The organism is Pseudoalteromonas sp. ND6B, from assembly GCF_000764215.1.
Classification (GTDB): Bacteria; Pseudomonadota; Gammaproteobacteria; order Enterobacterales; family Alteromonadaceae; genus Pseudoalteromonas; species Pseudoalteromonas tetraodonis.
Window position 1 is genome coordinate 94,223 of sequence record NZ_JQFL01000035.1, and the last position, 12,337, is coordinate 106,559.

At 39.6% G+C, this 12,337-nt stretch carries 15 protein-coding genes; 10 read left to right on the forward strand and 5 right to left on the reverse strand.

Going from position 1 to position 12,337, the window contains the following annotated elements; translation table 11 throughout:
- The first annotated feature begins 34 nt into the window (after positions 1-34).
- Entirely contained in the window at positions 35-1,285 is a 1,251-nt protein-coding gene (gene icd, locus ND6B_RS10580; protein WP_033103359.1) for an NADP-dependent isocitrate dehydrogenase, read from the forward strand.
- An 11-nt stretch (positions 1,286-1,296) separates the two neighbouring features.
- Here the strand turns inward: icd and ND6B_RS10575 are convergent, their stop codons facing one another.
- Together ND6B_RS10575 and ND6B_RS10570 are read right to left on the reverse strand one after the other, a co-directional pair.
- Positions 1,297-1,743: a hypothetical protein gene (locus ND6B_RS10575; protein WP_013465068.1), complete on the reverse strand. Its 447-nt coding sequence runs from the start codon at positions 1,741-1,743 to the stop codon at positions 1,297-1,299.
- A gap of 109 nt (positions 1,744-1,852) precedes the next feature.
- Positions 1,853-2,800, reverse strand: a complete 948-nt coding sequence (locus ND6B_RS10570; protein ID WP_033103360.1) for a LysR family transcriptional regulator — start codon at positions 2,798-2,800, stop codon at positions 1,853-1,855.
- A gap of 117 nt (positions 2,801-2,917) precedes the next feature.
- Between ND6B_RS10570 and aceK the strand changes: the two genes are divergently transcribed.
- The 4 genes from aceK (at position 2,918) to lepB (ending at position 7,174) form a co-directional block, all read left to right on the forward strand.
- A complete protein-coding gene (gene aceK / locus ND6B_RS10565; protein ID WP_033103361.1) occupies positions 2,918-4,699 on the forward strand; it encodes a bifunctional isocitrate dehydrogenase kinase/phosphatase in 1,782 nt (593 codons plus the stop codon).
- Positions 4,700-5,096: 397 nt separating this feature from the next.
- Positions 5,097-6,059 carry a zinc-binding dehydrogenase gene (locus tag ND6B_RS10560; protein ID WP_033103362.1) on the forward strand — a complete coding sequence of 321 codons (963 nt, stop codon included), beginning with the start codon at positions 5,097-5,099 and terminating at the stop codon, positions 6,057-6,059.
- An 86-nt stretch (positions 6,060-6,145) separates the two neighbouring features.
- Positions 6,146-6,400 (forward strand): DUF2999 family protein, encoded by a 255-nt coding sequence (locus ND6B_RS10555; protein ID WP_008113615.1) that lies wholly within the window; start codon positions 6,146-6,148, stop codon positions 6,398-6,400.
- Positions 6,401-6,523: 123 nt separating this feature from the next.
- The gene (gene lepB / locus ND6B_RS10550) at positions 6,524-7,174 is read left to right on the forward strand and encodes a signal peptidase I (RefSeq protein ID WP_028835154.1); all 651 of its coding nucleotides are present in this window, start codon (positions 6,524-6,526) and stop codon (positions 7,172-7,174) included.
- Between the two features lie 74 nt (positions 7,175-7,248).
- Here lepB and ND6B_RS10545 read toward each other — a convergent pair whose 3' ends face one another.
- Both ND6B_RS10545 and ND6B_RS10540 read right to left on the reverse strand, forming a co-directional pair.
- Positions 7,249-7,962 (reverse strand): flagellar brake domain-containing protein, encoded by a 714-nt coding sequence (locus ND6B_RS10545; protein ID WP_013465062.1) that lies wholly within the window; start codon positions 7,960-7,962, stop codon positions 7,249-7,251.
- A 155-nt stretch (positions 7,963-8,117) separates the two neighbouring features.
- Positions 8,118-8,618 (reverse strand): fasciclin domain-containing protein, encoded by a 501-nt coding sequence (locus tag ND6B_RS10540; RefSeq protein WP_033103363.1) that lies wholly within the window; start codon positions 8,616-8,618, stop codon positions 8,118-8,120.
- 240 nt (positions 8,619-8,858) lie between these two features.
- Here ND6B_RS10540 and ND6B_RS10535 point away from each other — a divergent pair, with 240 nt between their 5' ends.
- From ND6B_RS10535 to ND6B_RS10525, 3 genes are all read left to right on the forward strand, one after another.
- Positions 8,859-9,389, forward strand: coding sequence for a GlcG/HbpS family heme-binding protein (locus tag ND6B_RS10535; protein ID WP_033103364.1), 531 nt, complete (start codon positions 8,859-8,861; stop codon positions 9,387-9,389).
- A gap of 58 nt (positions 9,390-9,447) precedes the next feature.
- Complete coding sequence (locus ND6B_RS10530) at positions 9,448-9,924, forward strand: nucleoside deaminase (RefSeq protein WP_033103365.1); 477 nt, start codon at positions 9,448-9,450, stop codon at positions 9,922-9,924.
- Positions 9,925-10,015: 91 nt separating this feature from the next.
- Positions 10,016-10,537, forward strand: coding sequence for a DUF2937 family protein (locus tag ND6B_RS10525; protein ID WP_033103366.1), 522 nt, complete (start codon positions 10,016-10,018; stop codon positions 10,535-10,537).
- Between the two features lie 14 nt (positions 10,538-10,551).
- On the opposite strand, the gene ND6B_RS10520 is transcribed toward ND6B_RS10525, so the two are convergent.
- Positions 10,552-11,094, reverse strand: coding sequence for a Tll0287-like domain-containing protein (locus ND6B_RS10520; RefSeq protein WP_033103367.1), 543 nt, complete (start codon positions 11,092-11,094; stop codon positions 10,552-10,554).
- A 135-nt stretch (positions 11,095-11,229) separates the two neighbouring features.
- Here ND6B_RS10520 and ND6B_RS20290 point away from each other — a divergent pair, with 135 nt between their 5' ends.
- Complete coding sequence (locus tag ND6B_RS20290) at positions 11,230-11,403, forward strand: hypothetical protein (protein ID WP_175527437.1); 174 nt, start codon at positions 11,230-11,232, stop codon at positions 11,401-11,403.
- Positions 11,404-11,627: 224 nt separating this feature from the next.
- Positions 11,628-12,269 (forward strand): hypothetical protein, encoded by a 642-nt coding sequence (locus ND6B_RS10515; protein ID WP_235420467.1) that lies wholly within the window; start codon positions 11,628-11,630, stop codon positions 12,267-12,269.
- Positions 12,270-12,337: the final 68 nt, after the last annotated feature.

Consider the following 12,337-nt stretch of genomic DNA (forward strand, 5'->3'; position numbering starts at 1 on the left):
TAATGGAAAGAGGATGTTTTTCTAGGTGTTAACAATGCAATATCAACATATTACTGTGCCAGAAAATGGTGAACATATACTTATTGATGAACAAGGACAGTGGCATATACCCGAACACCCTATTATTGCTTATATTGATGGTGATGGCGTCGGGCTCGACGTGATGCCAGTGATGCGAAAAGTAGTGGATGCCGCCATAGAGCATAGTTATGGCGCAAGACGCAAAATTCATTGGATGCAAGTTTACAATGGTGAGCAAGCTGCCAAGCTTTATGACGGTGATTGGTTTCCTCAAGAAACGATTAATGCAGTACGAGACTGTAAAATTGCGATTAAAGGCCCTTTAACCACACCGCTTGGGGGTGGGTTTCGCTCGCTCAATGTCGCACTTCGCCATGAAATGGATTTGTATGTAAATATGCGAACCATTAAAGGATTTAGTGCATTACCGTCACCATTAAAAAACCCATTTACCACGCATATTACCGTGCTGCGTGATAGCAGTGAAGATGTGTACTCAGGAATTGAGTGGCAAGCGGGCAGTGTTGAAAGTGAAAAAATGCTCGATTTTTTATGTGAAGAAATGGGCGTAACTCGGCTTCGTTTTACCCAAGAGTGTGGTTTAGGTATTAAAAATATCTCTAAAGAGGGATCAGAGCGATTAATACGCTATGCAATTAATTATGCCCTAAAAAATAATAGTGAATCACTCACTTTAGTTCACAAAGGCAATGTACTTAAGTTTACCGATGGCGCATTTAAGCGCTGGGGATTTGCACTGGCCAAACGTGAATACGCTGCCGTTGAGCATCAAAACGGGCGCTGGCTTGAAATACAACGTGCTGATTTACCGCCGCTGGTTATTAAAGAAGTGATTGCCGATAATATGCTTCAGCAGTGTTTAATGGATCCTGGCCAATTTGATGTGGTGGCCACCACTAATCAAAACGGAGACTTTTTAGCCGATATGCTCAGTGCACAAGTCGGTGGAGTAGGGATTATGCCCACGGCAAACTTAAATACCGAAGTTGCGTTTTTTGAACCCACACATGGTACATTTGAGCGCATAGCAGGGCAAGATAAGGCAAATCCGAGCAGTAGCTTATTAAGTGCGGTGCTAATGCTTAAGTTTATGGGATGGAGTGAGGCTGCTTGTTTAATTGAAAACGCGCTTGAAAGCACATTTGCCAGTGGACAGGTTACATTTGATTTAGCTCAATCAAATCATAACTCGACAACCTTAAGTTGCAAACAATTTGCCAACAAGGTTATCGAGCACTTTTAAAGGGCAGCATTTTACGCTGCAGAGGCGTTAGCTGTTTGCTCGCGATGAACGCATGGACGCTCTGTCAGCTCTGCAGCTCTGTGGTAAAGTTTATGGGCGCTTGGCTCATCACAGAGTGTGCCACTAAGCGTATCCATTAAAGCAACCACAATAATCGCAGGCACTTGGCAACAGTATTCATCTAGAACGGCTGCGGTTGTTTGTGCATCTACATGACAATGTGGATGACTTTTACGTTGATATGCATTTAATAAAGTATTCACGTCGAGAATGTCGTTTTCTTGGTGTTTTGTTTTACGACATGCACACCCAAACTCATCAACTAGCGTGGCTAACGCTTGGTAAACGTGTTGCGTTTGAAGTGTTGTTTTACGACACAATTGTTGTTCAATGAATTGATGTAAATTTGCATCAATGAATAATCCGTCTTGTTGTGTGAAGCTTGCTGATGTTTGCATAATTATTACTCTTAGTTTGTTGGCTTAACTTCACTGTAGCGCTAAGTGTAATATTAATGAAATTGTTGTTTTCAATAACTGATATTGATTTGATCAATATTTTAATTCTTTACCTATCAATCACTGTATTTGCAAACGCCAACAACTCGCGTCTAAGCCATTGGTGCGCTGGTGTATGATGTAATAACGGGCTCCATATCATTTTTATTTCTATGGGGACGATTTGAAATGGCACAGGGCTAATCACTAAATTAGTATGGCTAGTTAAAAGCTTTGCTTGACGACGCGGAAGGGTTGCAATGAGTTGCTCAGATTGACACAGTAAACTGGCAATCATGTAATGACGAGTAAACACTCGTATTTTACGTGTTTGTTCTAATTGCCATAATGCCTCATCGACCCAGCCTAATTTTTGTTTACCTGATTTATTAGTTACAGCGGGTTCGGGGCCCCAGCCGGCTCGATTAACCCAAATATGTTCACTTTTTAAAAATTGGTCTAAGTTTGCATCGTTTAAAAATGGATTATGTGGATGGGTTAAACAACAGTAGTTATCTCGCCATACAGTAGCTTGATGAAAAGAGCGCGGCAGACCATTAAAACGGTTTATTGCCAAATCGATAGTGCCTTTTTCCATATCCTGTAGGTTCACGTCGCTGGGGCTAAGTACATCGAAGTCAATGCCCGGATTTTTAGCTAGCTGCTCGCAAATAAAGGGGGCAATTAGCGTCGATTCTATATAATCGTTTGCCATAATACGAAACGTCACGTGGGCGGTAGCCGGATTAAACTGCTCACTGGGCTGTGTGATCTCTTCTGCCATTTTTAACAGCGCTTCAATTTCGGGCTTAAGGGCAAGGGCTTTAGCTGTTGGGGTCATGGAGCCAGCTGCACGAACAAGCAAAGGATCGTCAAATAAGTCTCTTAGGCGTTTTAACGCATTGCTCATAGCCGGTTGTGTTAATGCGAGTTTATTGGCCGCTTTAGACACACTTTTTTCATCTATTAATACATTTAAATAGACGAGTAGGTTGAGATCGACATTTCTTATATTCATATGATCAATTTTATTTATTTGCTGTATTAATTATCTAAATTAAAGCGTGCTTGCTAAGGTGTAAACCTCTAATAAAAAATAATCAGCATAATTGCTAAAAATAGAAGCGCCTATACTATGCCTAGCACGTCGTTAACGTCTACCCACAATCCTATACAAGAACTCATAGCCACTAAGTTAGCACGCGCTGTATTTGCTGGCTTTGAAGCTATGTTTGCACAGTTCTTAAATATTACCTTAGGGGCACAAAGTCGCTTTGAACAACGCCAATATCATGAGGTGCAAGCGGCAATGCGAGCGCGCTTGCAAGTGTATGAGCGTCAAGTAAAGCAGGTGAGTGAGGCCGTTAAAGTGATTGCCTATGATGAACTAAACTGTCCACAAACATGGCAACGAGCAAAAAATATTTATGGCGAAATGGTTAAAGAGCATGAAAACCAGCCAATTGCACATACGTTTTTTAATTCTACTTTTGGCGCTATTTGGGATGATAAAAAAATTCGTACGGTGCATTTATTTGTCTTAAAAGCAAAGTACCGGGGGCAACCACGTTCTTATGAAGGGCTTGTGAGTCGTATTTCCTTAAAAGAAGGCTTTGATAGCGCAGTTAAAACTTTAGTCAATGAACAAGTGTTTAGAGTGCCATTTAAAAATTTAAACGAGGACTTAGCTAAACTACAAGCAACGTTAACCCAAGGGGCGCAGCAACAATGCAGACAAGTGTATGAGCTAATAAGTTTAAATGACGGCTATATTGAGTACGCCAATTCACACTTTTACCGAAATAAAGCGTGTTATGTAATAGGACGATGTATTGCTAAAAATGGCGATAATATGCCCTTTGCAATAGCCATTTTAAATACCCCTGACGGGCTTACAATTGATGCTGTGATGATGGGTGCTGATCAGCTGAGCTTGTTATTTGGCTTTGCGCGCACGTACTTTATGGTAGATACCGACCAACCTGCAAGGTATGTAGATTACTTAAGTGTGTTAATGCCTCACAAACAACGGTTTGAATTGTTTAATGCGATAGGTTTTATTAAACATGCGAAAACAGAATTTTATCGCTATAAGGTGGATACGACTAAAAGTAGCCCCGAGCAATATAAATATCATTTAGCGCCAGGTACACCAGGTATGGTGATGCTTGTTTTTACAATTGATGGCCTAGACTATGTGTACAAAGTAATAAAAGATAAATTTAGTGCACCAAAAACAGCGACAAAAAAGCAGGTAAAAGATAAATATAACTTTGTAAAACAGGCTGATAGAGTAGGGCGATTAGTTGATACTCATGAATTTAGATACCTAGCCTTTGATTTAAGTCGTTTTAGTGATGAACTGCTTACACAAATGAAAAAACACATTGGTGATAGCTTAATTATTTCGGGTAAAGCGTTAATACTCAAACATGTCTATGTTGAGCGAAAAATGACACCGCTTAATTTATATATCGGTCAATGTACCAGTAAATCACTGCAGCAGGTGATGGTTGATTATGGTAAAGCGATTAAAGAGCTTGCCAGTGCTAATATTTTTGCCGGTGACATGCTAATGAAAAACTTTGGTGTGACACGTTGGGGGCGAGTGGTATTTTATGATTACGATGAAATTTGCCCTCTTACTGATTGTAATTTTAGAGAAGTGCCAAATACTGACAACGCGTTAGAGGAAATAAGCTCACATTCTTATTTTGACATAGACCAAAATGATATATTCCCGAGTGAATTTAAGGTGTTTTTTAGTGCCAGCAGCAGTGCCTTTAGCCATTTTAATCATTATCATAGTGACTTATTTACGGCAAAGTACTGGCAAATGACTCAGCAAGGTATTGAGCAAGGTCAGCTTCCTGATGTATATCCTTATAAACAAAGCTGGCGTTTTAATAATTTATAGTTTTGTTTATCTTTCATAGTTAAATTCGAAGTTGTGTTTTTAGGCAAGGCTTCCCCAGCAATTGCTGATAACGCAGCATAAATGCAGAACATGTACTGCCCAACGAGTTCGGCCTAAATTGAACAAAGGTTAGTCCACAAAGGCCAATAAACTGATTAAATCAGCACTGAATTTTTGTGCTTAAGGCGCTGTTAACTCCAAAAGGAGTATTATGAGGTTTATATTAGTTGGCTTCGCTTTTTTTGTCAGGCTTTGTGTTTGCCAGTGCTAAAACCCCGAGGTTACATCAATAAAATTACTAACCACTACACACTTTAAATATATTACACAGAAAATAACGAGTTAGTTGAAGCCGAAGTATGGCGAAAATCAAATAGAATAAAATACGAGGAGATTTATGCAGTACATTTCACATCAAGATCAGCAATTAGCGTTTGAACAAACCGATAAGCCGCAGATTAGCAGTAATGAAGTATTGGTAAAAGTAGCAGCGATTGGCGTTAACCGTGCCGATTGTATGCAGCGCCAAGGTAAGTATCCTGCTCCTGAAGGGGATAGCCCTATTCTAGGACTCGAATGTGCAGGTACCGTGTGTGAGCTTGGCAGTGAGGTAGACCCTAAATGGCAAGATAAGCGTATTTTTGCTCTATGTGCTGGAGGTGCGTACAGTGAATATGTCGCGGTAGATGCGCAGCAATTAATGGAATTGCCAGATAATATTTCTATGGCACAAGGTGCTGCTATTAGTGAAGTGTATTTAACTGCCTTTGGTGCACTCTTTGAGTTAGGAAAACTACAATCAGGGCAAACGGCGCTTATTCATGCCGGTGCCAGTGGCGTAGGCGGAGCGGCTATTCAAATGGCAAAAAGTGCCGGTGCACAGGTGGTAATAACAGCAGGGTCTGATGAAAAATGTGAACACGCTAAAAGCTTGGGTGCTGACCATGTGATTAATTATAAAACCACTGATTTTGTTGAATATATGAAGGCACATAACTTAAGTGCAAACGCCATAGTCGATCCGGTTTCTGGCCGCTATTTGAATAAAAATGCCAAAGTGGCCGCAATGGATTGTCAGATTGTGATGCTCGCATTTTTAGATAGTCGCTTTGCCGAAGTCGATTTTGCACGCTTATTACAAAAACGTATTTCGTTTCATGCCTCCACATTACGTAATCGCAGTATCGCGTTTAAGCGTGCGTTAAGAGATGCATTTGTAGCGCGCTTTTATGATGATATTGCCAATCAGAAATATGACTTTAATATTTATAAAACCATGCCATGGCAACAAGCTAGTGAGGCACATGCCATTTTAGAGGGTAATGAAAACTCAGGTAAAGTTGTATTGTTGGTAGAGTGAAACAAGTAATGCCACAGGGATTAATATTGTTAATCCCTGTATGAGGCCATATACTTTAAAAAACTATTTCGATTTTAAGGTTAATAATGAATCCAATTATTGCAATATTAAAAGAGCACAATGTCAGCGATGAAAAAGTAGCGGCATTATTTGAAGCATTTACCCAAAACCCAATGATGGCTATGGCATTAGTACAAGAGCTGGGCATACCACCTGAAAAACTTCAGCAATTGATGGCGGTAGTAATGACCCAACCTCATTTAATTAAAGAAGCAACGGATGAGTTAGGTTTAGATTTTGCAAAAGTACAAGAAGCGAAAGACAAGTTAAACCAGCAGTAAACTATCTTTAGAGACATGTTTTATGCATGTCTCTATCTCTAAACATGTTTTGTTACACACTCATTTGAACGGCTCTGCATTTATACAGTCAAATAAATACTTAACCTATAGCAGAGACAAAACATGAAGCGACTTTATAAATTTTGGAAAAATAACCGTTCTTTAATCGTTTTTATTATTTTAATGAGTGTGTTTCGTAGTGCCGTCGCCGATTGGTACGAAGTACCAACAGGTTCAATGAAACCGACTATTGAAGAAGGCGACCGAATCCTTACCGATAAAATGGCGTATGATTTACGTATACCATTTACGCATGTATCCCTGTTAAGACTGGCAGAACCACAAACCGGCGATATTATTGTATTTGATTCTAAAGTGGCGGATAACCGTTTAATAAAACGCGTTATTGGCACACCAGGTGATATAGTTTCATTGCAAAATAACGAATTGACCATTAATGGCGAGAAAGTAAGTTATAGCACTTTAAACGAGAGTATTCGGTGGCTAGATAAAACTGAGCACTTAAAGGGGCATGCTCATACCATACGGCTTACCAAATCGGCAGCAAGCTTAGTGCAGTTTCCGGCAACACCAATAGCAGCAGATCATTATCTGGTTATGGGTGATAACCGCGATAACAGTGCGGACTCACGGGTTATTGGATTAATTCCACGTGATGAGTTGCTGGGTCGGGCAGAGCGAGTGATTGTCTCGCTTGATTATGATGATTACTACTTGCCAAGAAGTGACCGGTTTTTGAAGCGTTTAGAATAAAAAACTAACTATTACAATGGCTAAGCAAAATTGGTTAGCCATTGCTGTTTTTGCAGGTAGGATTATTTAAGGCATTAATCAATATCAATCGAGTAAGCTTCTAACAGCTTGTTAAGCTTAACTTGCTCTGAAGCATCAAACTCTATACCAACGCTAAGGCGGTTGCCTTTCATTTGGTTATTCCTAATGTAAGACGTAATAATTACAGGCTCGTTGTCTAATGGAGAAAGTATATGCACAAAAACTTGACGTTTTTTTAGTGCAACAAATCCAGAGCTTACGTGAATAGCAAAGCGACAGCCACTCGGAGAAATATCAATAATTAAACCGTGCAATAAGCTTTTATTATCAGCATCAATATCGCCTTTATGTAAACTAATTTTGGCCGGAATGTGTGTAGGCAACCTGCTAGTTTCACGTAATTGGCGGCTTTCAATTTTTTTAGGGTAAGCTAAATAAATTAATCGTTCAGGGCGAAATGAAATCGCTAATATGCTGGTTGAAAAAGCAACACATTCGCCCCGTTCGTCTTCAATGATATAACGTACAATAGCCCCATTACCTTCAACTAAAATGTCGCTGTAATCATTTTTACCTGCTTGAGCAGGGTATTTTAATATTAAATATTTACCGGTGTCGTAGCCGATTAAAGTGAGTTTAAAGCGAACCTGAATGGGATTGTTAAATTGTATATCAATTAGCTTTCCCGGGAGTAAATCGAGGAAAAACTTCTTTTGATCTTCAGTTGGTTTATCTTCAACAGTAGTATTATTTTTATTTGTTTCCACAAACACTTTCTCAATATTAACAGACGCTTAATTATCTTTTAATATAGTGTAAAAATCACTAGTATAAAAGAGGGCATTTAGTAAAAGAAAATAATACTTTGTGCTTGTAATAGTGAGCGGAGTTAGTATTTTACTCCGCTGTGGAGATTAGATTGTTACTCTTTTGGCAACAAAACAGTATCAATGACATGAATCACGCCGTTGCTGGCTTTTACATCTGCCATTACTACGTTTGCATTGTTGATCATGACAGAGCCACCATTGGTGGTTACATTCACAGACTGGCCTTGCACGGTCGTTGCACTGTCTAATTTTACAACGTCTGCAGCCATTACTTTACCTGATACCACATGGTAGGTAAGAATTGCAGTTAACTTGTCTTTATTTTCGCTTTTAAGAAGATTTTCAACGGTACCTGCTGGTAGTTTAGCAAATGCTTCATCAGTTGGCGCAAATACAGTAAAAGGGCCATCTCCTTTTAACGTATCAACGAGTCCTGCCGCTTTGACAGCTGCAACGAGTGTTGAAAACGATCCATTGGCAGCAGCTACATCAACGATATCTTTTTTCATACCATGGTGATCGGCATGAGCTGCTGTAGATAGGGTTAAACTTGCTAATACAAAAGTCAGAACAGACGCTATTTTCTTAAACATGTTACTTTCCTTTAAATTGATTAGATATCGGTTAAATATTACGCAGGCTTGCTAACTTACGATCATTTTAAAAAAGGGTGAGTCATTGCCTTATCCCAATAAAGGTATTTAATAAAAAGCAAAGCCAGCGATTAACCCTCCTAGTGAAAGCTTTTATGAGTAAACACGGTCTGTTTATTTTCAATTTTTTATATCCAGTTCAGCGATATAACGACATTAATTAACAATAGGAAATAAACCATGAAAAAACGGGCTATTTTTACAGCGCTCATTGCATCACTTTCTTCATTAGCGTCTGTTGCTGGACAAACTGAAATGCAGATAAATACTTATAATCAACAGCTTGAAAATGTGGCTATGGTGGCACAATTAACGGGTGAAATGGCACAGCGTATAGTCAATGCAGCGTCTGTAGCGGCACTCAAGGACAATTTAGCTGTATCAATAACCGTTGTGGATGCATCTGGACAAACGCTGGCGGTACTTCGCGATCATCGTGCCGGTGTTCATACTATTCGTGCCAGTTATAAAAAAGCATATACCGGCAATTCGCAAAAGCGAGAAACCGCAGTTATAGCAAAAGGCATAAAAGAGGGCACTATTCCAGCAGACCTTCGTTATTTAGATGAAAACATTTTAATATTGGATGGCGGGGTGCCTATTTATATAAACGATACTGTGGTGGGGGCTGTGGGAGTTGGCGGTGCTCATGGCAGTGAGGATGTACGTGTTGCAAAAGCAGGGATCAAAGCGTTATGGTTAGCGCAGTAGAAAAACTGATCACGTTACTAAATATCCCCAAAAGTGATAGTAAAGGAGTTTACAGATTATGAACGAGACTGATTTAGCGCACTTAAAACGCACCGTAGCGCTAGCTAAAGAGGCGTTAGAAGCAGGTGATGAACCGTTTGGCTCAGTCCTTGTTGATGTTAATGGGCATGTATGTATGGAAGATCGTAACCGTGTTGCCGGTGGCGATCATACACGTCATCCTGAGTTTGAGATTGCTCGTTGGGCAGCCAACAATATGACCCCAGAGCAACGCGCCAGCGCCACAGTGTATACCTCAGGAGAACATTGTCCTATGTGTGCTGCGGCACATGCTTCGGTTGGCTTAGGTCGAATTATGTATGTCAGTTCATCTGCGCAATTAACTAGCTGGCTTAGCGAGCTCAAAATGACTAAGTCGCCGGTTAACCCGTTACCTATTGAAGCGGTTGCTCCTAATGTCGCTGTTTATGGGCCCGTACCAGCACTTGTTGAGCAGGTTCACGCCCTGCATCGTCAATTCCACCAAGCAGATTAACAGCGCAGCAGCGCATGGTATTTAGACTAAAGCGACTACCTGTTATAGTTAACGGTATTGACTTTTATTAAACGCAGCACAAGGGATTATTATGATCGTTAACCTGTTAGATAAGTTAATATTTGCTTGCGCTTTTATTGTTTCATTGCAACTACCGCAGCTGAGTGATCATTACCAACAACATTTAGCGGGCTTATACCATGCAACAAAATGGCAAGTCGACGGCTATGCAAAAACGGCCAAGCAATATAACTTTTCTAGCACGCAAGCGATGATAAACCGCCATTTAGCAAACACTGAACCTAGTGTCAGAGCCGATGCAAATCAAAAACAGCAAACATTACTGCAATTTGCCGATTTAAAAAAAGGGATGGCTATTTTTGAACAAGGTAATTTAGTGCAAAAAATGCTGTATATGTTCTCCCCTGAGCGCGTTGACAGATTACAAAGTACACTTGATAACTTTAAGTTAGGTATTCCTTTAACCACGAGTGCAGTGTTGTTTGCATTGGTATTAGCTATTTTATTAAATCAATTACTTATGCTGCCACATACTTTATATGTTAGGCGTAAAAAGCGTATTGCATCCGATGCGGTAAAATTTAATAGCTGATCGTCAATGAGTTATCATTGGTGATTTTCACTGGCCCTTTTAACAACAAATGCGCCACGAATGTCACCCAGTTTAAAATCAGTTGCCTGATCATTAGGGTATAAAGTCGCTATTTTTTTAGAAACTGTGGGGTCAATCTGACTGCCATGACACGCTAAACACGCTTTTTGAGTAGGAATCGCTTTTACAAAATACCAGCCATCGGGTCTTTGCTCTTGATATTCTATGCTTGCTAACGGCTCGCCATTGAGCTTACGTTGTTCAAAGTTTAATAAAACATTTTTGAGCCATGCATCGGGTTGATTATCTGAGTTACGAGTTTTCAAAGCACTGCGGCTAATTTGCCAAGGACTATTGCTGTGTTGTGAAGCGATAGCGGGTGCAGCTGTATTACATACACTTATTGCCGCTAGTGGGCCGCTTTGTTTCATAGTACTAACCAGTACCTGTTTTAAATCACTTGAAAATGCCTTAATGGTTTGTCGTGCCTCGTCGGTATTGCTAGCAAAAGCAGCGGATGAAATAAATAAACTGGAAAAAAGTAAAATAATGCGCATAATACACCTCTAAACATTAGAAGGTTCTAATATACAGGGTGTCAGGTGTTTTTCAAGTAAATCGTTTAGCGTTTAAGCACTTTTTTACTTAAGGTACCGCGCCTAAAATCGATAAACAGTTTCAAGAGAAAAGATATGCACAATAAGCACGATGAGAATAAAATAATAAACCAACAAAATAACCATGATGCTGGTGGACTTAATGTACAAGATCCATTAGCCGCTATTAAAGCAATTCGACTCGAACAGTTAGCGCAATGTCTGCTTAAAACACAAAAAGAAATACAGCAAATGCAAAACAAAAAATAGCCTTGGGCGATAAAAACTTGCTAAGTTAACGTTATTAATTTTAAAGGCTGGATAGTGCAATTAATCCGTTATCTATAAAACATCCGCATCAAATTATTACTTTTATAGCTTGGCTGTGCGCTTTAGCTGTGATGTTAATAGGGCTACTTGCGCCTGAAAATAAACGTGTTTTAATGCTATTGACACTGAGTTCGCTCTGCTTACTTGTGTTTAATAGTGTAACGATGTCAGCTTGGGTATTTAAACGTTTTAAAGACCAACAATTACGCTTTATTGCTCTTTTAGGCAGTGGCGCTTTTATGTTGTTTATCGCGGGTGATGTGGTTAATTTTAATTTACCCCAACACTATTATCGCTATAGTACCTTGATAAAACATGATTACTTAGTGGATTCAATCTTATTTTTTGCACCTGGTTACAGCCTTTTATTTATAGCCTGTGTGTTAGCTTTTAATATAAAACGCCGGGTGTCGCTTATAAAAAGTGCACTTTTTTTTGTTGTTGTGTTGGTGCTAAGTAGTGCGTCGTTCTCTTCTATGTATCTTGAGGGGGCAGGAGATACTATTTTAGCTATGACAGGGGTTTATAGCTTAGTGATAACGGCTGTTGGACTTATGGGTCTGGTATTAGTTGTTGCCTATGGTGGGATTAACGCACCCAAATCAATAGTGTGGGTGAGCTTAGGGCTTTTCCTTGCTGCATTGGCTGATGCCATTATTGGTGCTTTTTGGATTTATGGTAATCAGGGGCAAGGCTTTTATCCTCAAGTGCGCTATGTAAACTGGTTTGTGTATATTAGCTCGCAAAGCTTGGTGATTCACTTAGCAAAAGTTGTTGCAGTAATACAAAATCGCAATAATGCTTAATCATTTTCAGGGAGCAAACAAGAGAATAGCGGCGTTAAAAATTCTCATTAAAATAGCTAAATAACAGA